The following is a 25,040-nucleotide window of genomic DNA, read 5'->3' on the forward strand; positions in this document are numbered from 1 at the left end:
CATAATGATAAAAGGCAGCTTAACTTGCTGGACGTTCCGGTCAATTTGCGTTGCCCTTACGGGCGCAGCGGCCGGTTACCAGAGCTTTAGCTGATCCATGCGGATATGCAGGGCCCACATTTTCTGATCAATTCCACAACCAAACCCCAACTACTTGACACAACTCTACTCCTCCAACTGGCTGGCAGCGGGGCTTTTGGCGTTAGCCTGTGCCTCCCCGGTTCACGCCCAAAACAGCGCGGCTTCGGCCGGTACCGAGCAAGCCTGGCAAAGCCGGCAGCAATGGGCCGGCGGCCCCATTACCGCCGCCGACATGCGGGTGTCCAGTTCCCACACCGATGCGGCCACCGGCCTCACCTACGTGTATGTGCAGCAGCTGCATAAAGGTATTCCGGTGTACAACCGGGTGCTGACCCTGGCCTTCAAAAACCAGCAGCTCAAGCACCACGCCGGGGCATTTGTTCCGAGCCGCCAGTTCACCGGGCTTTTGGCTACGCCGGCTCTGGAAGCGGCTACGGCCGTTAACCGGGCATTGGCTCCGCTGGCTGCTGCCCGCCTGAGCAGCCCCACGGCCACCAGTGCCCGTACCGGCTCCGACCAACGGCAGACGTTTGCCGCCGCTGGGGTAGCCCGCCGCGACATTGTTGCCAGCCTGGTGTGGGTGTATGATAACACTCAGAAGCTGCATCTGGCCTGGAACGTAAACGTAGATCTGCTGGACTCCTCTGACTGGCTCAACATCCGGGTAGATGCGGCCACGGGACAGGTGCTGGATCAGGATAACTGGACGGTGCATGAAACGGTAGCCCGGACGGCTCCGGCAGCAGGCAGCACCAGTGCTGCCCGCCCCGCCGCCTGGCAGCCCATCGGTACGGTAGGAATTGCGGCCGTTACCCCGGCTACTTACTACGTAATACCCTATCCGCAGGAAAGCCCGGGCAGCAGCCGGCTGCAAACTGAGTCGTCGCCGTGGCTGAAAGCAGGGGGCGGCAACAACGCCACCACGCACGGCTGGCACTTCAATGGCAGTACCGACTTCGCCGACACGCGCGGCAACAACGTGTGGGCCTACGATGACAGTCTGAAAACGAATGCTCCCGGCCGGTTTGCGGCCTCTACCGGTGCCTCCGCCAGCTCCCTGGTGTTCGATTACGTCCCTGATTTTGCGTTCAGCCCGCAACTGGGCAAAAACCGCCGGGCAGCTACCGTAAATCTGTTCTATTGGAACAACATCGTGCACGATGTTCTGTACCAGTATGGCTTTACCGAACCCGCCGGCAATTTTCAGACGGATAACATCGGGCGCGGTGGCAGCGGGCAGGACCATGTGCGGGCCGAAGCCCAGGATGGCAACGGCGTCAACAACGCCAACTTCAGCACCCCGCCCGACGGAGCGTCGGGGCGGATGCAGATGTTTTTGTGGAGCGCGCCCGCCAGCCGTAATCTGACGGTAACGGCCCCCGCTCCCGTGGCTGGCAGCTATACCACCGTGGAAAGCGCCTTCAGCACCAGCAACAAGCTGGTCAGCGTAGGCCCCGTAACCGGCGACCTGGTGTTCTACAACGACCCCGGCAACCCGGCTTCTCACCTGGCTTGTACCACTCCCTCCTCTACCACCCTCACCGGCAAAATTGCCCTCATTTACCGGGGCACCTGCAACTACACCGATAAGGTGCTGAACGCGCAGAACGCCGGGGCCCGGGCCGTTATCATGGTGAACAATGCCGGCGCTCCAGTGGCTATGGGCGGCTCCAACAATGCCCTGACCATTCCGGCCGTCATGGTTTCTACCACCGACGGCAACCTGCTGGCCGCCCAGCTGACTGCCGGTGCTACCGTGAGCCTGACCATCGGGCTGCCCGCGCCGCAGCTGGATGGGGATTTTGATAACGGCATTGTGGTGCACGAATACGGCCACGGTGTGTCGAACCGCCTCACCGGCGGGCCGGCCAACGCCAGCTGCCTCGGTAATGCGGAGCAGGGCGGCGAAGGCTGGAGTGATTACCTGGCCCTGATGCTGAATACCAACTGGCAAACTGCCCAGCTGACAGATGGCCCTACGGGTCGGGCCGTGGGTACGTACGCCTCCGGACAAGCACCTACGGGTGGTGGTATCCGTCGGTATCCATATTCTACCAGCCTGAGTGTCAATCCGCTTACCTACAGCAACGTTGCTGCCAGCCCCGAGTCGCACGCTATTGGCGAGGTGTGGTGCGCTGCGCTGTGGGACATGACCTGGGCCCTGATCCAGCAGCAGGGCCGCATCGAGCCGAACCTGTACACCGGTACCAGCACCGGTGGCAATGCCATTGCGCTTCAGTTGGTAATGCAGGGCATGAAGCTGCAGCCCTGCCAGCCAGGTTTCCTCGATTCGCGCGACGCTATTCTGGCCGCCGACTCCCTGCTGTATAACGGCCGGTACCATTGCCTGATCTGGAGCGCGTTTGCCCGCCGGGGTATGGGCGCCAGCGCTGTCCAGGGCCTCTCTACCAGTGCCACCGACCAAACGGCCGCTTTTGACCTGCCCGGCGTACGCCTGAGCAAAAACACCGAGCTGCTGACGGGTAACCAGTTTGCCATCAACATCTCGGCTACCTGCGAGTGCCAGGCCCAGCAGGCTCCATACTCTATCAAGGCGCAGTTGCCGGCTGATTTGAGCTACGTGAGCAGCACCAGTGGCGGTACGCTGGGGAGCAACAATACCGTCACGTTTGCCAACCTGGCCTTCACGCCCGGCCAGACGCGCACGTTCCAGGTTCAGGCCGTAACGGCGGCTGGCAAAGGTTGCAACACGACTACGGTGGTAAACGACAACCGCGAAACCAGCACCGTAGGCGGCTTCACGCCGGCCGTACTGACCGGTAGCAGCCCCTGGGCACCCAGCACCGCCCGGGCGTACAGCGGCACTACTTCCTGGAAGGCCGTTGAGCCCATTACCCCTTCCGATGCCACGCTTACTTCGGCGGCTTTCACGCCGGTAGACTTCTCCCTGCTGTCGTTCTATCATTATTACAACACGGAGCCCTCGTATGATGGCGGCATGGTGGCTATTTCCACTGATAACGGCGCTACCTGGATTGACGCGGCCCCGTACTTCCTCCAGAACGGCTACAATTCCGTGTTCGATGCCTCCACAGCTTCGCCTGATAAACCCTGCTTCTCGGGAATTTCGTCCACGGAAACCGGCGCAGCGGCTTTCATTCGCACTACGCTCAATCTGTCGTCCTTCAGCGGCCAGAGTATTCGGTTGCGTTTCCAGGCCCAGTCGGATGAGGGGACGGCCTATGAAGGCTGGTATATAGATGATATCCAGGTAATAAACGGCTGCGGCGGTATTCAGCAGGTTCAACTGTTTACCAACGCCAACGCGCTGGCGGGCTCGTATCAGAACCCCATTTTCCTTACGCCTGCTGGTCCGCTCAGCACCCAGCAAGCGAAGAATGGCCTGCTGATGTCAGCCGTGCCAACTCCCTTCGGAGCCGAAGGCGTGCGGCTGGTGCTCTCGACGCCCGTTGCCCAGCCCGGCCTCGTGCTGGTGCTTACCGATGCTACCGGCCGGTTGCTGCACCGGCAGCAACTGAATGCTGTAACGGCTGGCACTACCACCATCACCTGGCCCCATACGGCTACTCTGCCGGCCGGCCTATATCTGGTGCAGGCTCAGTTCCCGAACGGACAACGGATGGTGCTGCGCGTGGTGCGGGAGTAAAGGTCCGGCCGTACTTCCGGCAACTACCAAAGAAGGCTCTTCCACCAAGTGGAAGAGCCTTCTTTGGTGTCAGTTTATAGCCTTTTGGCAGCAAGTAGAGCCGAAGTTAAGCGCTTCGGCCCGCCGATAGGGTATATCTTCGGCCGGCTTGGCAGCGTACAAGCCGCGCAGCAGCCGTGGTAGCGTTGAGTTGCCACAGCCCTTTTTTCTCCAGCATGAATCAACACCTCCAACAAATCCTCGATAACCCGCTGGCGGCCCTGGCGGTAGTCGGTAACCTCATCATCATCGAAAGCCTGCTTTCCGTGGATAACGCGGCCGTGCTGGCCACCATGGTAGGCGACCTGCCCAGGGAACAGCGCCAGAAAGCCCTCCGCTATGGCATCATCGGGGCCTACGTGTTCCGGGGCATCTGCATTCTGTTTGCCTCGTACTTGGTGGAAGTCTGGTTTCTCAAGCCCCTGGGCGGTTTGTACCTGCTCTACCTCGTTTTTGACCACTTCCGTGACAAGAATGCTCCTGGGGAGGAAGGCGTGGATAAGCAGCAGAGTTGGGTGTACCGCAATACGCTGGGTCTGTTTGGGCAGTTCTGGGCCACGGTGGCCCTCATTGAGCTGATGGACCTGGCCTTTTCCATCGACAACGTGTTTGCCGTGGTAGCCTTCACCGATAATCTGATCCTGATCTGTACCGGCGTGTTTATCGGCATTCTGGCCATGCGGCTGGTGGCGCAGGCCTTTGTGCTGCTGATGGGCAAATACCCGTTCCTGGAAACGGCTGCCTTCGTGGTGATCGGGCTGCTGGGCCTCAAGCTGCTGCTTTCCCTGTTCGAGCACTACTTCCCGGCGCACCCGTTCAGCCACTTCCTGAGCAGCGAAACCGCCGAAGCCGGCCTGACCATCCTCACGGTAGCCATCTTTGCCGTGCCGCTGCTTATTTCCTGGACGCGGCAGCGTGCCGCCCGCTAATCAGCTGACAAGACGGAAAAAGGCCGGCTTTCCGTAACGGAAAGCCGGCCTTTTTCATACAGTAAGTGCTGTCCTATGCTTCGGCCAGAACCTTGGTTTTAGGAGCCCCGGCGAGGATGTCCTCGTTGGCGAAGTCGGCAAACTTCTGGAAGTTGGCCACAAACTTCCCGGCTAGGTCGGCGGCCGTGCGGTCGTAGGCCTCCTGGTCGGCCCAGGTGTTGCGCGGGTCCAGAATGTCGGTGGGCACGCCGGGTACCGCGGCCGGTACCTGCACGCCGAAGACGGGGTGCTCGGTGAAGGCTACGTCGGTGAGTTGCCCGTTGAGGGCGGCCGTAATCATGGCCCGGGTGTAGGCTAGCTTCATGCGCGAGCCGGTTCCGTAGGAGCCGCCGCTCCAGCCGGTGTTGATGAGCCAGACCTGCGTATCGGGGTGCTCATCCATCTTCTGGCCCAGCATCTCAGCGTACTTGGTGGGGTGCAGCGGCAGGAACACGGCCCCGAAGCAGGCCGAGAACGTGGTCTGCGGCTCGGTAATGCCCATTTCCGTGCCGGCTACTTTGGCCGTGTAGCCGCTCATGAAGTGGTACATGGCGTGGCTCTTATCCAGCTTGCTGATGGGCGGCAGCACCCCAAAGGCATCGGCCGTCAGGAAGAAGATGTTCTTGGGCGCAGCACCCACCGAGGGCTCCACGGCGTTGTCGATGAAGTTGATGGGGTAAGCCGTGCGGGTATTTTCCGTCACCGATTTGTTGGCGTAGTCCACCGTGGTGGTGCCGGGCACGAAGCGCGTGTTCTCCACAATGGCGCCGGGGCGGATGGCGTCCCAGATCTGGGGCTCCTTTTCGCGGCTCAGGTCGATGACCTTGGCGTAGCAGCCGCCCTCGAAGTTGAAGATGCCCTCGTTGGGCGTCCAGCCGTGCTCATCGTCGCCGATGAGACCACGCGCCGGATCGGCCGAGAGGGTGGTTTTGCCCGTGCCGGAGAGGCCAAAGAAGATGGCCGTATCACCGTCCTGGCCCACGTTGGCCGAGCAGTGCATGCTGAGCGTATCGTGCTGGTGGGGCAGCAGGAAGTTAAGCACGCCGAAGATGCCCTTCTTCATCTCGCCGGCGTAGCCGGTACCGCCAATCAGGATGGTTTTGCGGGTGAAATCGAGGATGGCGAAGTTCTTCTGACGGGTACCGTCCACGGCCGGGTCGGCCTCGAAGCCGGGGGCGCAGATGATGGTAAAGTCGGCCGCCCAGCTGGTGTCCGCGCCTTCGGCGGGGCGCAGGAACATGTTGTAGCAGAATAGGTTGTGCCAGGCCAGCTCATTGACGATACGCAGCTTGAGCTGGTAGGCGGGGTGGGCCCCGGCGTAGGCTTCGCGCACGAACAGCTCCTTGTGCTGGAGGTAAGTCATCATCTTGCCCTGCAGCTGCTCAAACTTTTCCTGGGGGAAGGGAATGTTGATGTCGCCCCACCATACGGCGTCCTGGGTGAGGGCGTCCTGCACGATGAAGCGGTCCTTGGGGGAGCGGCCGGTGAAGGTGCCAGTATCGGCCATGAGGGCACCGGTATCGGTGAGGGTGCCTTCGTGGCGGCGCAGCGCGTGCTGCACCAGCTCGGTGGGCGTGAGGTTGAGATGGACCGGGGCAGCGGGCGTCAGCCCCAGGGGCGAAAGGCGGGAGTGGAGGGCTTCCATACGAGTGGGAGGGAAGTGAGGTGGGAGGGAAAATGTGGGAAATAAGGCAGAAATCCGCGTTGCGGCGGCCGGGTGGCTGCCCGCCGCAACGCGGACAAACAAAACATGCTCCGAACTGTACCGCAACCGACGAATAGTGGCTAAGGAGGCGGTAGCAGGAAAAGAGCTACTGGATTGCTACACAAAACTAACGTCGCCGCGCCGGATCGAATGAGATGTTTCGGTATATTACCAGGACAAAACAAACATTTTCAGGCGGCCGTTGCCCGTCGGGCCGCTGCTGGCCTTTCACTATTCCGCGTATGCCCAAGGACATTGCCCACTACAACGGCCTGTATGGCGACGATAAGGCCCAGGTTTCGCACACCTACGTGTACAGCCAGCTGATTGCGCCCCGCCCCCGCACCACCAACTGGGGCCTCAAGCCGCACGTGCACGGCAACCTCTACCAACTATTTTTCCTGGAAGCCGGGCAGGCTTCCCTGGATGCCGGGGCCGACTCGGAGGAGCTGATTACGCCCTGCGTGGTGCTGATTCCGGCCAACACGGTGCACGGCTTCACGTTCAGCCCCCAGGTAAAGGGCCGTTCCCTGACTATTGCCGAGGCGCTGCTGGACACGATTCTGCAGGTGAGCCCCTCCATTCTCATCGAGCTCAACAGCCTATATGTCCTCACCGAGTTTACCGAGGAGGAAAGCTTTGCCGAGCTGCTGGCCCTGGAGCGGCTGATTCACGCCGAAATGCACTCCCAGCTACCGGAGCGCCAGCTGGCCCTCAATGCCTATTTTAAACTGCTGTTCGTGAAGCTGTTCCGTCTGCTCAAGCACCAGCAGAACAAGGCCGACGGCAGCTCCAACCGCAACTTGCACTACTTCCACGAGTTCCAGAAAAGCGTGGCCCGGGCCGCACCCTTCGAGAAGAAAATTTCGGACTACGCCCGCGAGCTGAACATCACGCCCGTGCACCTGAACCGCATCTGTCAGGCGGTGAAAGGCAAATCGGCCCTGGAAATCGTGAATGCCAACACCATCCGGCGCGCCCACAACCATTTGGTGTACACGTCCTCCTCGATTTCGGAAATTGCCTACACCCTGCAGTTTGCCGATTCCGGCTATTTCACGCGCTTCTTCCGCAAGCACACCGGCCTCTCGCCCGTGGCCTACCGTGCCCGCGCCTACCGCGACGAAACCTACCCCGCCGCCGCCCGCCCCGAAGTCCCGGAACCAGACGGCCCAGCAGTCAGTAAAGGGTCGGGGCAGGCTCCCCGTCATTCCACCAGTAGCAAATCGGGACGACGGATATAGGCGTCGCGGCCCTGCCACTGCACCCGGAACCAGATATCCTGCTGGCCCTGCACTTCAAACCGGTCACCGGCCGCCGCCGTGGTCAGCCACGCCGAGCCGGCACTGGGCCCGGTCATGAGCGGGGCGCGGGGCCGGGCGACCAGCCCTACCCGGCCGGGGGCCAGTAGGTTTAGAAACAGCCCGACCAACAGCAAGTATACCGCGTACGTGGCCCACCAGGCCCGATCAGCAGTGCGCCGGCGTAATAGCAGTAAAATGCCAACCACTACGGCCAGCAGCAGCAGCCCCTGCAGCAAACGGTAATAATAGCGTTGGATGGTGATGGCCAGATTTTGCCGCCACGTATCGGGGTAACCAGTGAGGCGATGCTCCTGTGCTACTGCCACCATTTTGCGCCATGTGCTATACTGGGGCTGCCATGCCTGTGCTACACTCAGGTAATAGAGGGCTGCCGGATAATGGCCCAGCCCTTCCTGAACATACGCCATGCGTAATAGCTGCCGAATTGACTGCTCACCGCCCACCTGCTCCCGGGCCTGGCGGTACAGCGGGTAGGATTGCTCCACCTGGCCAGCCTGAAACAGGGAATCGGCTTTTGGGAGTACGGAAGTAACTTTTTGTGCCTGAACGGATTGGAGAAATACCGCCGGAAGTAGGAAAAAAAGGTGTGCTTTTTTCAGCAAAACAGTTGCACGGTTAAATTCGGTCCTCTACTTTTGTGCCACAATCAGCGGGAAACGCCCACTGGTTACAAAGAAACTGATTCTGTAGCTCAGCTGGTAGAGCAATACACTTTTAATGTATGGGTCCTGGGTTCGAATCCCAGCGGGATCACCAAAAACCCTCACTGCGTAGCGTAGTGAGGGTTTTTTATTTACTGGGTCCGAGAGTAGGATTGCTGGTTATGCGTAAGCCACCAATAAACAGCGCAGTTTTTATTTGGATAGGTCCGAGAATAGGATTGCGGCTGATGCATCAACTGGCCTGCAACGGTGCTCCGGCTGGCGACCCGGTAACAAAAGGTAATTATCTGCGAAGCAACAAACAGCCGCGAAGGCGCAGGGGCTTCTGCGCACTATTCAGCACTGCCCGGGTTTTGCGCGGATAGGAACTCAGCAGAGCAGCAGCCCGAAGACATCCTGGGCTTTTTTGAACATGTCAGGCTTCCTGCCCGGCGCACCTTATGGCCTTTACCGTGCATTGGTGCTGCCCCGCCGGTTGGTGCTGCTATGGCAGAAGAAATAATATCTTCCGGCATGGCCATACCGTCTCAGCCTGCCGGGACTGGAATAGCGCAGATGAAAGCAATTAGGATAAAAACCGCCGCCGTAATGCAGGAGAGGGGATTCGGCAGGCGTCCTCGCGCCCCAGAATGCGGTAGCGGTTACGGGCGACCAGCTCATACCCCCAGTCGCGCAGCGGGCGGGGTATGTAACGCAGCAGCGCAGTATAGCGCCAGTTGGAGCGTAGTTGCTGGAGAATAAGCAAAACGGCTTCGGAGCGCTGATACACCTGCCCATCCCGCAGCAGGTAAATAGTAGAGGGGAGGGTGTTCAGGGGAAGTACCCGCCCGTGCTGGGCCAGCAGCTTACGGGCGGGTTCCGCCTGCAATGAGACAAAGGTAAAACGTTCTGCCGGGTCACGGTCAATCACGAAATTGACGAACCCGTCGCACAAATTGCAGACACCATCAAAAAGTATTACATCGTTCATGTTAAATTTTTTAATGTAAAGATTTGGCGTTGCGCTCAGGTTTGCATGCGTAGGGCTTATCAGGTATGCTATTAACTGATAAATACGCGTAATTAAAAATAATAAAACGAATGTCGCTAGCAAACAGGTGTCAATACATCATTGATGCCTGTTTTAGGTGTTTGGTAGTTGATATTAGATTTGATGGATAGTAGAAATAAAATAATATTATCTCTGTTCGCTTGACTGCTATGTAGAATAGTTGTTATTTGGCCTCAGTAGATCACTGCTCGCTTATCCATCAGGCAACTGCTCACACCGGCGGGTCTGATAACCTTTGGCGTATCTCGCGCCCTCTGCTCCCTATTCATGCTGGTACGCCCGGAGATGCTCTCCCTGGGCTAATGATGCCCTGAGTTCAGGAATTACTGTGAGTAAGTCTATGGGTACGCCCGTAGTTTCCAGATTTCTGCACCAGGCAGCTCCGGTTTTCGATCTGGTCCGCGCTCTACTACCCACCTTATTTCTTCCGCACCTGCTGCGCGGCTGTTTAAAAAAAGCAACTGCGTATTACGCGCCACTAGTACATTTTTCACTTCGCATGAAAATGCGAATCGGAAGACTATTGCCTGAATATTATGGCAATAAATAAAAGAAATAAAGTGTTGATTCTGCGGTTAAATACGCAGTAGAAAGAGTCTGTAGCGTTTTCTGGAACAAGTGCTTATTTCCGTGTGAATAAGTGCGCTGAACTGTCATGTCCCTGCCCTGCGAAAACAGATTTCACATAATAACCCTCCTGGTCAATTGTCCATTTTTCAATCCTTAAAGCCCTTCAAGAAGATGAAAAAAGTACGCAATATGAAACGGCCGTTTGCAGTAGCAATACTGAGTCTGACGTTGTTCCAGTTTTCGGCGCAGAGCGCGGTTGCCGTGGGCACTTACAGCAACGCCAGAACCTACGTTTCGGCCAATGAGCAGCAGATGCAGGCCGCTATTGGCTGGGCCGCTATTGCCGCTGGTGTAGCCGTAGTGGGAGCGGCCGTGGGGGCCGTGGTGGGGGCCTATGAAGTAGGCACTATTGTGGGCCATGCCGCCCACGACCTGTTTGGTAAGCAAACGGAAGTTTCCTATGATTTTGAGCGGGCCAATTATGCGGCCAGCGACTTCTCGGAATTCGACCGAACCGCTGCTAACTGATTTTTTCTCACGCACAATCAAGCTTAAAAACAACTTGCTGACCATGAAAAAATTACACAAAACCCCACGTGTTATCGCCACTTGCCTGCTGATGTTGCTGCTGCTCACGGCTTCTCTCCAGAACGCCGTAGCCTTCGGGAGTTACACGCACATAAGTGCTCCAAACGCCACGCAAAGCCAGATGGCACCCGCAGTGTTCCCGGCCGTGGCTGCCGTAGCCTTTGGCGTGGTGGTAGTGGGAGCCTTTGCTTACGGCGTATACACTGGCTACACGGAAGCATCCAGAGGCAAGGAAGCAGAGGTAATCAGTTCCGTTTCCCTGGACATGTACCAGAGTGATGATTTTTCCCGGTTCGACCTGAATCAAGCCGCTATTTAGCCGGCATCCTCCCAACAAACTTTCCTGACCAGGAGGGTTTTGGGCAGGTAGCCAGCAGTATCGCCTTACTGCCGCATTCCTTATTTCTGCGCATAGCATCAACGCATACGTCCCGACCCGGGCTGGCGCACTTGTTCCTCTCTTCTATACGACTTCTTCCATGAAACAGACTTCCTCCCTGTCCCGTCTTGCTGCCAGTGGCCTGCTGACGGTTGCCTTGCTAACCATTTCGGCCCGGAGCACCGTGGCCCTCGGCAGCTACAGCCAGGCCTCAGGCACTGCCCAGGCCCCAACGGCTACTTCCTGGCTTTCCCTGCTGAGTATCGGTACGTTCCAGGCTCACAACGCCTATCCTGGGCCGGGTGATACTACGGCCATGCAATACATAATCGGGCCTCTGCAGGCGGCCACCTTCACCATAGGCGGCACTCAACCCACCATCCCTGATAACTACAGCAGCAACGACTTTACGGAGTTCGACCACGAAGCCGCCGCAAGGTAACTCCAGGCTCCGGCTCTGGTACTTTATCCGTTCATTTCCAGCCCTGCTCTATGAAACTGACTTTCCTGGCCCGCTTGTTTCCCCGGCGTTACTGGTGGTTACTGCACGCGGTACTGGTTACGCTGCTGGTCGGCCACTTCTCGGTGGTGGCATTCAGCATGCTGCCGGCTAACCCGCTCAGTCACCAGTACAAATATCAGTTGCAGGCGTACATGAATCCGTGGTTTTCACAAACCTGGAATCTGTTTGCGCCCAACCCCATTGCCTCCAACCAGCGGCTGCTGTTCCAGTACGAAATTTACCAGAAGGGCCAGGCGCAGCGCACCGGCTGGGTTGATGTGGTTGAGCCGCTCACTACCCTTAAAAAGGGCAGCTACTGGTCGCCGGTGCAGCGAATACTCAAGCACATTTCGGCCTCTACCAACGAGGTAATCGAGGTGCAAAACAAGGCCATCAAATTTGCGGCCCAGCAGGATACGCTGGCCAAGGATACGGTTAAGACCAGGCGGTTTCTGCGGGCCGTTGTGAGCAGCTCGCCGGGGCATCGGGCCATTCTGCAGTATTCGCGGCATACGTTTCGCCGCCTGGCCGCCACCAACCCGGCTTGGGCCAGTCCCGATTCGGTGCGCGTGGTGTACCAGGTGCTCAATCAGGAGTTTCCCCGCTTCTCCAAACGGGAGCTGGATTACTTCGATGAGCGCAACTCTCGCTACTCTCACCTGACCAGTGAGCCTCACCGCCTGTATCTGGTGCGCCACTGATGTTCCGTCACCTAATTCCTTCCTCCCATGCTTCCCACTACTGATTCGCTGCGCAATTCCATCGGGCTGTCGGCATTCCGGTGCCTGTTGGCCGGGCTGGTCATGAAAAACATGATTTTCTACCTCCCCATGGCCGATAATCTGCTGGGAGCCGAAGCCATTGTTGATTACGACACGTATCTGGGCACCATGTACGCGCAGGGCCTGCACTACTTCATCTACCCGTTTCACGCGCCCTACGCGCCGCAGCTGTTTGTCATTCTCACCTTCTGCGTCGCCTTTCTGCTGTTCTTCGGCATTTTTGGCCGGATAACGGCCCTGGTACTCTGGCTGCTGCTGGTGCTGTTCAAGCTGCGCAACGGGTTTATTCTTGATGGTTCCGACAACGTGATTGAGGTGACCCTGCCTTTCCTGATTCTGGCCGACGCGTACCGCTACAACACGCTCAGCTCCACTACGGCCGCCCCCAAAACGGGTACGCTGGCCGAAATGGGACGACTGGTGATGCGCTACGCGTCGCTGGCGTTACTGATTCAGGTCTGCTTCGTGTACTTTTTCACCGCCCTGGCCAAGTTGCAGGGTGATTTGTGGCTCAATGGCACGGCCACTTACTACACAATGCGGGTCGACGAGTTCCGGCAAACCGACTGGAATATTGCCCTGACCCAGAACCACTATTTCGTGGTTCTGAGCACGTATTTCACCATTCTCTGGGAGCTTTCTTTTGCCTTCCTGATCTGGTTCCGCAAAACCCGCTGGGTGGTGATAGTAGGCGGCTTTCTGCTACATGTGGGCATCTGGTACTTCATGCGGATTGACAATTTCTCCTGGATTATGATTGGCTCCTACGCCATGTTCATCACCAACCGTGACTACGTGCGGCTGCTGGCTTATGTGCGGCAACTGGTAGGGCGGCAGAGCCGCTCCCGGGAGCTTGCGCCGGCTGCCGGCCAGCTTACCACCTGAAGCAGGCATGCGGGGAGCGGGCCGTCACCCGCATGCCTGCTTCAGGTGGTGCCGGAGTGGGCCTCGGCCGCTTCTTTTCTGTCCTGTCTGGCTACCTGCTGCACAGTACCTGCCAGCCAATATTGCGCGGCGCGGGCCGCAACCGTTCCTAACCTCCCCATTCGATGAAAAAAAACCTGCTACTCCCTTTGTTTACCTGGACGCTGTTCACCACGCTGGTGTATCTGGTGGTGCTGTACACGGTGCTCTACGGCTGGATTGATAACGAAACCGGCCTTTTTCCGGCCGACAAAATGATTCTGCTCCCGGTGCTGCCCGGTCTGCTTATGCTGCTGATAGAAGGCATTATGCATGCCATTCCCATTTATCAGCACCGTCTGGAAGCGTTCCGAACGGGGGAAAGCCCCGCCCGGTGGTTCTGGCTGGTACCGCTCCTCTCGCTCGGGGTGCTGGTGTTTTGCGCGGGCCTCGACCTGCTTTACTGCCAGCTGGTGGATGCCACTATTCCGCATTCGTACGCCGAGACAGTAGCACAGATTTCGGTTAACAGCGGCAGCGTGCCGAAGGACTCGGTTGTGCGCTCGTTCGCGCAGCTGCCTTTCTTCGCTCAGAATATCTTTCTCAATACCATTACCATTGTGCTGGGTAACTTCTTAGCCTTGCTGGTGGGCCGCAGTATCGCCAAACCATTGGCGGTAAAGCTTACTTAGCCCGCTGCCATTACCGGAGCTAGTTCCTACGTGCCCGATTATGTGCTGACCAAACATAGGATACGGGAAGCAACTTTGGTAAGCAGCGCAAAGAACCTGAGTACAGCCCACCGCCGCATGGCAGCAGGAAGCTGCCAGGTAGCCCCGACCAGTAAGGCAGTGCCGATGGTGGGTAGAATAGTCAATAGAATGAAGGATGTGCTGAGTTGAATACCGCGTAGCTGGTCAAAAAAAGTGGCTTACAGAGAATATAAAACGGCCCAATGTGGCGGGGAATAGTAACCCAAGTTGCGGAGCAGGTTCCGGTCCGGCGGCTTTTTCAGCCGTCGGACCGGTCGTAGGGCGAACGAGGTGGCGTGGCCGAAAAGACGTGCCGTATGCGCTTACGGCGACCGGTCCGGCGGCTGAAAAAAGCCGCCGGACCGGAACCCAGGCCAGTCGTCCTGCATCCTCCACAACTTGGGTTATCTAACCTAAGTTGCGGAAGGTTATAGGACGCACCGGTCCAGTGCCTGTACGAAGACGAATAGTCCAATGCTGAGCGCAAAGCCTGCGGCGGACGTGGTACGAAACTTCTTCGGGAAGCGGGCTGTATGCTGGCTGAAGCAGGTTTCGCTGCCGTGACGGGAATGCTGAATGAGAAACGAGTCGATGACGTAGCGGGCTCCCGTGTGCAGGGCCTGGAGCACCTAGTCGAAGGTGGCGAATAACTTGTTCAGCACGTCTTTGAGCGGGTGCAACCGTTGGAAAGCACCACTCTCGTCCAGCTCACGCTGCCCCCAATGCGCCTGCATATACTGCCGAGCTTGGTCCATGTTGCCGCCAAAGTAAAGTGCCTCAATCAGCGCCGTCGTGGCAACCTACATGTCGGACAGGTGCCGGCGCGGATCCGGTGCGGGTGTCCATGCTGGATGACGGACTAAACACATTTGAAAAACGGTCCTGCGTTTCCAGCGTCTGGAGCCACTTCAGGTTTTGGCAACCAGAAATGGCTCACACCCAAAATGCCTTTTGCGTGCCTGTTGAATGGTCGAGCATTTTCAAATGCGTTTAGTCTGGGGCGGGTTTGCGGACTTGTTGAAATTGAAACGTAGTTTCGAAGGATGGTTACCCGCTTCCTGGTTCGTTTTTGGTTGTGTTGCAGTTTGTACGCCGGCATTGGTGGGCTGGCGGGCTGCACGCAGGCCGCGCCGAAGCGGCAGTACACCATCGGCTTTTCGCAGTGTACCAACGGCGACGCCTGGCGGCAGGCCATGCTGGCTGGCATGCAGAAGGAACTGAGCTTCCACCCCGAGGTGCGCTTCCGCATGAAGGATGCCCGGTACAGCTCGGCTTTGCAGCAGCAGCAGATCCGGGAGTTTCTGCGGGAAGGCATCGACCTGCTCATTGTATCGGCCAACGAAACCGAGCCGGTGACGCCCATTGTGGAGGAGGCCTACAACCGGGGCATTCCGGTGGTGATTCTGGACCGGCGCACCACCTCCAAGCTCTACACCGCCTACGTGGGTGGTAACAACCTGGAGGTGGGCCAGACGGCGGCCCGCTACGCCGCCGGCCTGCTGGGCGGGCGGGGCCAGGTGCTGGAAGTGCTGGGCGCGCCCGGCTCCAGTCCCGCCATCGACCGGCACCGGGGCTTCGCGCAGGCCCTGGCCGAGTATCCGGGGATGCAGCTGGTGGCCCGGGTGAACAGCAACTGGGAGCGGCCCTCGGTGCTGACGCAACTGCCCGCCGTGCTGCGGCAGCACCCCGAAGTTGACCTCATTTTTGCCCACAACGACCGGCTGGCGCTGGGGGCCTACCAGGTGTGTAAGCAGCTGGGCCGGGAGCGGCAGGTGCGCATTGTGGGCGTGGATGGTCTGCCGGGGCCGCACGGCGGTATTCAGCTGGTGCAGGATGGCATCATCAACTCCACGCTGCTGTATTCGCCGGGCGGGGAGGAGGCCATCCGCACGGCCATGCGCATTTTGCAGCACCAGCCCTTCGAGAAGGAAAACCCGCTCAGCACGATGGTTATCGACTCGACCAACGTGCTGACGATGAAGCTGCAGACCGAAAAGCTCAGCAGTCAGCAGCAGGATATCCGGCGGCAGCAGCGGCTGTTGCAGCAGCAGCGGGCCACGTACGCCAGTCAGCAGACGGTATTGTACGTGCTGGCGGCGGCCTTGCTGGGCGCGGCCGGGCTGGGCGTGCTGGTGTGGCGGGCCTTCCGGGCCAACCGGCGCATTACGCGGCGGCTGGCCTTGCAGAACGAGGAAATCAGGGCGCAGCGCAACCAGATTCAGGAGTTTGCCGAGCAGGCCCGGGTGGAAACCGAGGCCAAGCTGCGCTTCTTCACCAACTTCAGCCACGAGCTGCGCACCCCGCTCACCCTCATTCTGGGGCCGGTGGAGGAAATGCTTACCAGCGGCCCGAACCTGCCCGCCGCCCAGCGCCACGACCTGAGCCTGGTGCGTCGCAATGCCCAGCGGCTGCTGCAACTGGTCAATCAGCTCATGGATTTCCGCAAGATTGACGTGGGCAAGATGCCGGTGCGCGCTACCGAGGGCAACCTGGTGGTCTTCGTGCGCGAGATTATGGACGTGTTTGAGCGGCCGGCCCGGCAGCGCGGTATCCGTCTCCGGTTTCTGCCTGCCGAGCCGGCCCTGTTGCTCTGGTTCGATGCCAACGTGCTTGATAAGGTGTTCTTCAACCTGCTCAGCAACTCCCTCAAATTCACGCCCGAAGGTGGCCAGATTACCGTGAGCATGCAGCGCGTGCCCGCTGAAAACGCCGTGCGCGTGAGCGTGGAGGACACCGGCCGGGGCATTTCGGAGCAGGACCGGGCCCACATTTTCGAGTGGTTTTACCAGGGGCAGCAGTCGGTGGCGAAGGGCTCGGGCATGGGGTTGGCGCTGGCTCTGGGCCTCACCCGGCTGCACCAAGGCACGCTTTCGTTTACCAGTCAGCCCGGCCGGGGCAGCACGTTTGTGGTCACGCTGCCGCTGGAACTGCCCCAGGAACTGAAATCGGCGGAAGCCGTAGTGCCACTCAACCTGGGCTTCTCGGTGGAAGAGGACCTGCTGCCCGCCCTGCGCCCCGAGCCCGAGGCGGCCGTGAGCGGGAGTGAAGCCCTGGTTTTGGTCATTGAGGACAATCCCGAAGTCAACGCCTTTCTGGTACAGAAGCTGCGACCCCACTTTCAGGTTAGCGCGGCGTTTGATGGAGCCCGGGGCCTGGAGCTGGCCGCCGACAGCATCCCCGACCTGATTATCTGCGACGTGATGCTGCCCGAGCTGAGCGGCCTGGAAGTGGTGGCCCGCTTGAAAAGCGACTGGCGCACCTCCCACATTCCGGTGGTGCTGCTTACGGCCCGGGGCGCTTCGGAGCAGCAGGTGGAAGGCGTGCAGGCCGGCGCCGATTTGTACCTGACCAAGCCTTTCAACCCCACCTTCCTGCTGGAAAGCGTGCGGACGCTGCTCAGCAACCGCGAGAAGCAGCGGGAGCATTTCCGCCGGGAGCTGTCGGTGCAGACGGCCACCGTGGCCCCGCAGCGCGTGGACCAGAAGTTCCTGGCCGACCTCACCGCCATTGTGGAAGCCAACCTCTCGCGCTCCGAGCTGAACGTGGAGGACGTGGCCCGCAGCCTGGGCATCTCGCGGGTGCAGCTCTACCGCAAGGTGAAGGCCGTGCTGGGCACCGGCGTCACGGATTTCATCCAGGGCATCCGCCTCACCAAGGCCCGCCAGCTGCTGCTCTCCGACGAGCTGACCATTGCCGAAGTGGCCTACCAGCTGGGCTTCTCTTCGCCCTCGTACTTCTCCACCAGCTTCAAGGCCCGCTACCAGGTGTCGCCCTCCGAGTTCCGGGCTTTGCATACCACGGCGTAAGGTAGAGCATTAGGAAATGGTTGCCTGAGCTACTGCATTGGTAAATACCAGACAACCAACGAAAGCACAGGTCAGCTCGAAAATTAGGGTTACTTGAAACACGCGAATTGGCTTTGCCCATCGGGTACCAAATCCTAAACGGGTAGCCAGCAAACTTAAAAGTCCAATAGTACCTGCCGCCAAGCTACCGAGTATCGCAAACCCTACGAAGCGCGAAAAAAAGATGAGTAGCAGTCCTCTTGATGCTACCATTACCTGCATTGTCTCTGTGCTCCCGATAAAGAAAACGGCAGACCAGAATGCAATACCACTACCACTCAAGACAGCCAACAAGATATAGATAGGATGTGGCCAAGACGTAGGCTGATACATTATGAAGGTGTTGGTGGGCGAAGAAGTACATCTGTATACTTTATCAGGCAAGCAGGTCACCTGTTACTTCAGCTAAGGCTTGTCGAAAGATTAACTTTTGCCTTGTTCTTTTTTCAAAAGTGAGGTATCAAAACTGAAAGTCGGGCTGAAATAATTATTCAGGTATTCATATTAAGTAGTTGTATATCAGATTTTTGATCGAATATCTGGCTGTGAATCAATAGCTAAACACTTTGAGCGAATAGGAGAAGGGGAAAGAGCAGGATAGGGTGACATTTGAGCAGCAAGTCAGGCTGGCCGCCGGCCGCTAACAGTCGGTTGGCCGGCTCCGGCCGGTGGGTGAGTACCTACCTACCGGCCACCTGACCGGGGCCGGCCGGCCATTCCCCAGACGGCGCCGACCTGCCCGCAGAATCCCCACCTTCCCAATTCCCACTCCTTATGAAAGACAGGTACCCCCTCCTGCGTCCGGCAGCTGGCCTGACGCTGCTGGCCGCCCTCACGGCCGCACCTGCCCTGCCGGCCACGGCTGCCCCGGCCGAAACCCGTACCGCCACCACCGCCGCCGATGTGAAAGTAGCGGGCCGGGTGCTGGATGAGAACGGGGCCGGCATGCCCGGCGTCACGGTGGTAGCCAAGGGCACGGCCATCGGCACCTCTACTGATAACGACGGCAACTTCACGCTCTCCGTTCCTGATAACGTAACCACGTTGCTGTTTTCCTTCGTGGGGTATAAGTCGCAGGAAGTGGCGGTGAGCGGCGCGGTTATCAGCGTGACGCTGGCCCCTGATGCTGCGGCCCTGGATGAGGTAGTCGTAACCGGCTACCAGACCCAGCGCAAGGCCGACCTGACCGGCGCGGTGGCCGTGGTGAAGACCGAGGAAATCCGGGACATGGCCTCCAACGACGTGACGCGCAACCTGCAGGGCCGCGTACCAGGCGTGCAGATTACCACCGACGGCGCGCCGGGCAGCGCCGCCACCGTACGCATCCGGGGCTTCGGCACGCTGGGCAACAACGACCCGCTGTACGTCATCGACGGTATCCCGACCAAGGAAGGCATCAACCAGATCAACCAGAACGACATCGAGAGCATTCAGGTGCTCAAGGATGCCTCGGCGGCCAGCATCTACGGCTCCCGGGCCGGCAACGGCGTGATTATCATCACCACCAAAAAGGCCAAAAAGGGTGCTACCCGGGTTGATTTCTCCACGTTTTTCAGCGTGCAGACGCCGGGTCCGAACCTGCGGATGCTGAACACGCAGGACTACGGCACGGTGTACGCCCGGGCCGCCATCAACGACGGCAAAGTACCCAGCCTGCCGTACTACAACTTCCAGACCTCGCGCGACGCGGCCGGCAACCTCGTCCTGAACGGGGTGAGCACGCCGGAATTCATTGACGCCGACCGCACCATGCGGGCCGCCGATACCGACTGGGCCAAGGAAACCCAGCAGAACGCCCTCATCCAGAGCTACAACCTGAACGTGAGCAGCGGCAGTGAGCGGGGCGGGGCTTTGTTCTCGCTGAACTACTACGACAACTCCGGCACGCTGAAATACTCCGGCTTCGACCGGATGACGGCCCGCCTGAACTCCGACTACAACTTCCTGGGCGGCAAGCTGAAGGTAGGCGAAAACCTGACCATCGTGAAGTCGCAGCGGGCCGAGTTTGACCTGAACCTGGTGCGCGACCGGACCACCCAGCTGCCCTCCATCGTGCCGGTGCGCACCGTGGACGGCGTGGGCTGGGGTGGCCCCGTGGCCGGCATGAGCGACCGGGACAACCCCCTGCGCCTGCTCACCGACAACCAGCAGAACCGCTCCAACACCGGCCGCGCCTTTGGTAACCTGTTCGCCGACGCCGAAATACTGAAGGGCCTGCACCTGCGCAGCAGCTTCGGCATTGATTACAGCATTTACCGGTTCCGCCAGATCTACAAGACCTACAAGGCCGGCTTCCTCTCCGAGCAGAACAACCGCGTGACCAACAACGAGCGGTTTTGGGGCAACTGGGTGTGGCAGAATACGCTGAACTACGACGTGCTGCTGGGCGGCAAGCACCAACTAGGCGTGCTGGCCGGGGCCGAGCGCATCAGCTACTACGACGAGAGTAGTTACGCCTCGCGTACCAACTTCGCCTCCGAAGACCCCGACTACGCCTACCTCGACGGCGGCGCGGCCAACAAGGACAACGGCGGCGGGGCCACGGCCTACCGGCTCGCCTCGTACTTCGGCAAGATCAACTACAGCTTTGCCGACCGGTACCTGCTCTCGGCCACCCTGCGCCGCGACGGCTCCTCCCGCTTCGGGGCCGATAACCGCTTTGGGGTGTTCCCGGCGCTGTCAGCGGGCTGGCGTTTGAGCGAGGAAACCTTCGTGAAGGACAAGGCTGGGTTCTTTTCCGACCTGAAGCTGCGGGCCGGCTGGGGCCAGACCGGCAATCAGGATATTGCCAACTTCGCGTCCCTGGGCCTGTACCAGTCGTTGCTGGGCACGCTGGACCCCAACTTCGAGTACGACCGGGGCACGGCCTACGACATCTACGGCAACGATACCAGCCTGCCCTCGGGCTACCGCCGCTTCCAGCGCCCCAACCCCGCGCTGAAGTGGGAAACCACCACCCAAACCAACGTGGGCGTGGACTTCGGTTTCCTGGAGAATCGGCTGTCGGGCTCGGTGGATTACTTCGTGAAGAACAGCAAAGACATCCTCGTGAACCTGCCGTTTCTGGCGGTAGTGGGGGAGGGCGGCGACCAGTTCGTGAACGGGGCCTCCATCGAGAACAAAGGCTGGGAATTTTTGCTCGGCTACCAGAACAAACTGGAAAACGGCATCAGCTACACTATTTCGGGCAACCTGGCCAGCTACCGGAACAAGCTCACCTACCTGCCTGCTGAGGTAATCAATGCCTACGGTGGCAACGGCCAGGACGTAACGCGCCTGGGCCACTCCATCAACGCGGTGTTCGGTTACGTGGCCGATGGCCTCTACCAGAACACCACCGAGGTAAACGAAGGCCCCACCCAGATTGGCGCCGCCCCCGGCCGCATCCGCTACAAGGACCTGAACAACGACGGCAAGGTGGACAACTTCGACCAGACCTGGATTACGGAAGGGGTGCCCGACTTCAACTACGGCCTGAACCTGGGCGCGGGCTTCAAGGGCTTTGATGTGCAGGTGTTCTTGCAGGGCGTGCAGGGCTTGGAGGCCTTCAACAACTCCAAGTTCCGCACCGATTTCGCGTCCCTGGCGACGGGTGAGAACTGGGGCCAGCGCCTGCTCGATGCCTGGACGCCCACCAACGCCGGCTCCGGCATTCCGGCCGCCACGCTCCTCAACACCAACAACGAGGGCCGCGCCTCCACTTATTTCATCGAAAACGCTTCGTACCTGAAGCTGCGCAACGTGCAGGTGGGCTACTCGCTGCCGGAAGGCCTCACCAGTAAGCTGAAGCTCCAGGGCGTGCGGGTGTACGTGCAGGGCCAGAACCTGCTGACTTTCAAAAGCGACGAGTTTACCGGCCCCGACCCCGAGGTGACCAACTACCAGTATCCGGTGCCCCGCATTTTCTCCACCGGCCTCAACGTGACTTTTTAAGATAAGAAATTAGAAATGAGAGCTTAGAGCCAAGGATTTTCATTATCAAAAGTCTGTGTCTAGGCCCTGGTATCTCAGTTCTATCCTCTCAGTTCTAAGCTCTACTTCCCACCATCCCATGAAATTCCTCAAACCCACCATGCTGGCCCTGGGCCTGCTGGCTTCGGCCACCGGCTGCAACGATAGTAAGTTCCTGGAAGTGGCCCCCATCGGCGCGCTCAGCGACGAGCAGCTGAACACGCCGGAAAACATTGAAAAACAGGTTATTTCCGCCTATTCCCAGCTCGGCAACGACGTGTACCGCGCCCCCTACACCAGCATGTGGCCCTACGGCAACGTGCGCGGCGGCGACGCCTACAAAGGCGGCAACGGTACGGCCGACGTAGACGCGTTCCACTTCTACGAAACTTTCTCGTTCAACCGCGTGGACGTGGGCAACACCGACGAGCTGTGGTTTCTGATCTACATCGGGGTGTCGCGCTGCAATGACGCGCTGCGCCGGCTGGATGCGGTGGATGCCGCCGCCATGCCCACCAAGGCGGTGCGCCAGGGCGAAATGCGCTTTTTGCGCGGGCACTACTACTTCCTGCTGAAAGAGCTGTTCAAGCGCGTGCCTTACATCGACCAGGCCGTGCCCACCGACAAGTACGGTGAGGTATCGAACGTGGCGCTGACCAATGACGAGCTGTGGACGAAGATTGCCGATGACTTCCGCTTCGCCGCCGCCAACCTGCCCGAAACCCAGCCCGAAATCGGGCGCGCCACCAAGTCGGCGGCCCAGGCCTACCTGGCTAAAACGCTGTTGTACCAGGCCTACGGACAGAGCGAAACCCACGCCGTAACCACCACCGACCAGGCTAAGCTCCAGGAAGTAGTCACCCTGACCAACGCCGTTATCAGCTCGGGTAAATATTCCCTGCACCCGGATTTTGCCACCAACTTCCTGACCACCGGCGACAACGGGGTGGAGTCGGTATTTGCCATCCAGTTTTCGCGCAACGACGGTACGCCTAAGGGCCGGGTGCAGCGCGGCAACGCGCTGGCCTACCCCATGAACCCCGACTACGGCTGCTGCGGCTTCCACCAGCCCAGCCAGAACCTGGTAAACTCCTTCCGGACCGATGCCCAGGGCCTACCGCTGTTTACCACCTTCAACAACGCCGACCTGACCACGCCCCAGGACTTCCAGATCAACACCGTAGATCCGCGCCTCGACCACACGGTGGCCATTCCTTCGCACCCTTATAAATACTCGCCGTCGTTTATTTTCGCTACGTCCTGGCTGCGCGACCAGAACACCTACGGCGTGTACATGTCGATGAAGGAAACGGTGTTGCCCTCCGACCCCAGCTTCCAGAAAACGCCGCCCTTCATGGGTTCTTCCAAGAACTGGACCCTCATTCGCTACGCCGATGTGCTGCTCTGGAAAGCCGAAGCCCTGATTGAGCTGGGCCGGCCGGCGGAGGCGCTGCCCCTCATCAACCAGATCCGGCAGCGGGCCGCCAACAGCACCGCCCGCCTCAAAACCACGGCTGGCACCAATACGTCCAACTACCGCATCGGGCAGTACCAGAGCGGCCAGTGGACGCAGCAATACGCCCGTGAGGCCCTACGCTTCGAGCGGCGCCTGGAGTTTGCCATGGAGGGCTACCGGTTCTTTGATTTGGTGCGCTGGGGCATTGCCGGCCCGTACCTGAACACCTACTTCGATAAGGAGAAAACCAAGCGCCAGTACCTGCAAACCGCCCGCTTCACCGTCGGCCGCGACGAGTACCTGCCAATTCCGCTGAACCAAATCAACTTCAGCAAAGGACTCTATAAGCAAAACCCGGGCTGGTAGTAAGGTGAAGTTGTGAAATGGTGAAGTTGTGAAGTGGCGTGGCCTCATTATGACACAGCAGCACCACCACTCACCATTCCACAAACTCACAAGTTCACCACTTCACAATTTGAATTCTCCGCCGTGAAAAATAACAACGTATTCTTCTGGTCCCTGGTCGTGGCGCTCGGCGGCTTTCTGTTCGGCTTTGATACGGCCGTGATATCCGGGGCCGAGAAAGCCATTCAGCAGCTCTGGGGACTTGATGCCCTGGAGCACGGCTTCACCATTGCCGTGGCCCTGATTGGCACCGTATTCGGGGCCATGTTTGGCGGCATTCCATCGGATAAGCTGGGCCGGCGGCAAACCCTCATCTGGATTGCGGTGTTGTACTTCGTATCGGCGCTGGGGGCGGCGGTTACCTCCAACTGGGTGCTGTTTATGGCGTTCCGGTTTCTGGGCGGGCTGGGGGTAGGGGCCTCGTCGGTGACGGCTCCGCTCTACATTTCGGAAGTAGCCCCGGCCGCCCAGCGCGGCAAAATGGTGGCCATGTTCCAGTTCAACATCGTGTTCGGGATTCTGGCTGCCTACCTCTCCAACTACCTGCTCACGGGCGTGGGGGACAACGACTGGCGCTGGATGCTGGGCGTGCAGGCGGTGCCGGCCCTGGCGTTTTTCCTGCTGCTGTTCCGCGTGCCCGAAAGCCCCCGCTGGCTGATTGGCCGGGGCCGGGTGGAGGAAGGCCGCGCCGTGCTCCGCCGCGTAGACCCCGCCACCGCCGACCAGCTCACCACCGATATCCTGACCACCAACGCCGCCGATGAAGCCGGCGGCACCTCTCTGCTGGCCCCGCAGTACCGCACGCCCGTGCTGCTGGCGGTGCTGTTTGCGGTGTTCAATCAGGTGTCGGGCATCAACGCCATTATCTACTACGCCCCGCGCATTTTCGAAATGACCGGTTTGGGCAAAAGCTCGGCTTTGCTGTCGTCGGCGGGGCTGGGGCTGGTGAACTTCATCTTCACGCTGCTGGGCCGCCAGGTCATCGACCAGTTTGGCCGCCGCAAGCTTATGCTCATTGGCTCCTTTGGGTTGATTGTGACGCTGGCGCTGGTGTCGTGGGCGTTTTACTCGGAGAACTTCCAGGCCTTCGGGGGTATGTTGGTGCCGGGGCTGCTGTTCGTGTACATTGCCTTTTTTGCCTTCTCGCAGGGCGCGGTTATCTGGGTGTTCATCTCCGAAATCTTCCCCAATACGGTGCGGGCTAAAGGCCAAGCGCTGGGGTCCAGCACGCACTGGGTCATGGCCGCCGCTATTGCCTTCGCCTTCCCGCCTTTGGCCGAAAAACTAGGCGGCGGCCACACCTTCGCCTTTTTCTGCGCCATGATGGTGCTGCAGCTCCTGTTTGTGTGGCGCCTAATGCCAGAAACCAAAGGCACCAGCCTGGAGCAGATGGATAAGGCCCTAGTACTGCACTAAACCAGAAGTTAGAAAATAGAAGCAAGAGCCTA

The 25,040-nt window shown here is 59.5% G+C and carries 16 protein-coding genes, 1 tRNA gene and 1 pseudogene; 14 read left to right on the top strand and 4 right to left on the bottom strand.

What is annotated here, in order from left to right; translation table 11 throughout:
- The first annotated feature begins 154 nt into the window (after window positions 1–154).
- Both EI293_RS22560 and EI293_RS07275 read left to right on the top strand, forming a co-directional pair.
- Window positions 155–3,709 (top strand): M36 family metallopeptidase, encoded by a 3,555-nt coding sequence (locus tag EI293_RS22560; protein ID WP_125436490.1) that lies wholly within the window; start codon window positions 155–157, stop codon window positions 3,707–3,709.
- 215 nt (window positions 3,710–3,924) lie between these two features.
- Complete coding sequence (locus EI293_RS07275; RefSeq protein ID WP_125436491.1) at window positions 3,925–4,677, top strand: TerC family protein; 753 nt, start codon at window positions 3,925–3,927, stop codon at window positions 4,675–4,677.
- 73 nt (window positions 4,678–4,750) lie between these two features.
- Here EI293_RS07275 and pckA read toward each other — a convergent pair whose 3' ends face one another.
- Entirely contained in the window at window positions 4,751–6,361 is a 1,611-nt protein-coding gene (gene pckA, locus EI293_RS07280) for a phosphoenolpyruvate carboxykinase (ATP) (RefSeq protein WP_125436492.1), read from the bottom strand.
- 302 nt (window positions 6,362–6,663) lie between these two features.
- Here pckA and EI293_RS07285 point away from each other — a divergent pair, with 302 nt between their 5' ends.
- Window positions 6,664–7,665 carry an AraC family transcriptional regulator gene (locus EI293_RS07285; protein ID WP_170170288.1) on the top strand — a complete coding sequence of 334 codons (1,002 nt, stop codon included), beginning with the start codon at window positions 6,664–6,666 and terminating at the stop codon, window positions 7,663–7,665.
- On the opposite strand, the gene EI293_RS07290 is transcribed toward EI293_RS07285, so the two are convergent.
- Complete coding sequence (locus EI293_RS07290) at window positions 7,629–8,231, bottom strand: hypothetical protein (RefSeq protein ID WP_125436494.1); 603 nt, start codon at window positions 8,229–8,231, stop codon at window positions 7,629–7,631. The two genes, EI293_RS07285 and EI293_RS07290, sit on opposite strands and share 37 nt — an antisense overlap.
- A 195-nt stretch (window positions 8,232–8,426) precedes the next feature.
- Here EI293_RS07290 and EI293_RS07295 point away from each other — a divergent pair.
- A tRNA-Lys gene (locus EI293_RS07295) sits at window positions 8,427–8,502 on the top strand.
- A 471-nt stretch (window positions 8,503–8,973) separates the two neighbouring features.
- On the opposite strand, the gene EI293_RS07300 is transcribed toward EI293_RS07295, so the two are convergent.
- Window positions 8,974–9,501 (bottom strand): thiol-disulfide oxidoreductase DCC family protein, encoded by a 528-nt coding sequence (locus tag EI293_RS07300; protein ID WP_246010569.1) that lies wholly within the window; start codon window positions 9,499–9,501, stop codon window positions 8,974–8,976.
- 699 nt (window positions 9,502–10,200) lie between these two features.
- On the opposite strand from EI293_RS07300, the gene EI293_RS07305 reads away from it, so the two are divergent.
- The 6 genes from EI293_RS07305 to EI293_RS07330 all read left to right on the top strand — a co-directional run bounded on the left by EI293_RS07305 (window position 10,201) and on the right by EI293_RS07330 (window position 13,875).
- Window positions 10,201–10,557 (top strand): hypothetical protein, encoded by a 357-nt coding sequence (locus EI293_RS07305; RefSeq protein WP_125436495.1) that lies wholly within the window; start codon window positions 10,201–10,203, stop codon window positions 10,555–10,557.
- A 43-nt stretch (window positions 10,558–10,600) separates the two neighbouring features.
- Window positions 10,601–10,936 carry a hypothetical protein gene (locus EI293_RS07310; protein WP_125436496.1) on the top strand — a complete coding sequence of 112 codons (336 nt, stop codon included), beginning with the start codon at window positions 10,601–10,603 and terminating at the stop codon, window positions 10,934–10,936.
- 160 nt (window positions 10,937–11,096) lie between these two features.
- Window positions 11,097–11,438, top strand: coding sequence for a hypothetical protein (locus EI293_RS07315; RefSeq protein ID WP_125436497.1), 342 nt, complete (start codon window positions 11,097–11,099; stop codon window positions 11,436–11,438).
- A 50-nt stretch (window positions 11,439–11,488) separates the two neighbouring features.
- Window positions 11,489–12,199 carry a DUF5819 family protein gene (locus EI293_RS07320; protein WP_125436498.1) on the top strand — a complete coding sequence of 237 codons (711 nt, stop codon included), beginning with the start codon at window positions 11,489–11,491 and terminating at the stop codon, window positions 12,197–12,199.
- Window positions 12,200–12,226: 27 nt separating this feature from the next.
- Window positions 12,227–13,165: an HTTM domain-containing protein gene (locus EI293_RS07325; RefSeq protein ID WP_125436499.1), complete on the top strand. Its 939-nt coding sequence runs from the start codon at window positions 12,227–12,229 to the stop codon at window positions 13,163–13,165.
- A gap of 164 nt (window positions 13,166–13,329) precedes the next feature.
- Entirely contained in the window at window positions 13,330–13,875 is a 546-nt protein-coding gene (locus tag EI293_RS07330) for a hypothetical protein (protein ID WP_125436500.1), read from the top strand.
- Window positions 13,876–14,363: 488 nt separating this feature from the next.
- Here EI293_RS07330 and EI293_RS22725 read toward each other — a convergent pair.
- A pseudogene (locus tag EI293_RS22725) lies at window positions 14,364–14,804 on the bottom strand (hypothetical protein).
- A gap of 216 nt (window positions 14,805–15,020) precedes the next feature.
- Here EI293_RS22725 and EI293_RS07340 point away from each other — a divergent pair.
- The 4 genes from EI293_RS07340 (at window position 15,021) to EI293_RS07355 (ending at window position 25,008) form a co-directional block, all read left to right on the top strand.
- Entirely contained in the window at window positions 15,021–17,741 is a 2,721-nt protein-coding gene (locus EI293_RS07340; protein ID WP_246010570.1) for a substrate-binding domain-containing protein, read from the top strand.
- 813 nt (window positions 17,742–18,554) lie between these two features.
- Window positions 18,555–21,713, top strand: a complete 3,159-nt coding sequence (locus EI293_RS07345) for a SusC/RagA family TonB-linked outer membrane protein (protein WP_125436503.1) — start codon at window positions 18,555–18,557, stop codon at window positions 21,711–21,713.
- Between the two features lie 118 nt (window positions 21,714–21,831).
- Entirely contained in the window at window positions 21,832–23,553 is a 1,722-nt protein-coding gene (locus EI293_RS07350; RefSeq protein ID WP_125436504.1) for a RagB/SusD family nutrient uptake outer membrane protein, read from the top strand.
- Window positions 23,554–23,676: 123 nt separating this feature from the next.
- Window positions 23,677–25,008, top strand: coding sequence for a sugar porter family MFS transporter (locus EI293_RS07355; protein ID WP_125436505.1), 1,332 nt, complete (start codon window positions 23,677–23,679; stop codon window positions 25,006–25,008).
- Window positions 25,009–25,040: the final 32 nt, after the last annotated feature.

Source organism: Hymenobacter perfusus (assembly GCF_003944765.1).
GTDB lineage: Bacteria > Bacteroidota > Bacteroidia > Cytophagales > Hymenobacteraceae > Hymenobacter > Hymenobacter perfusus.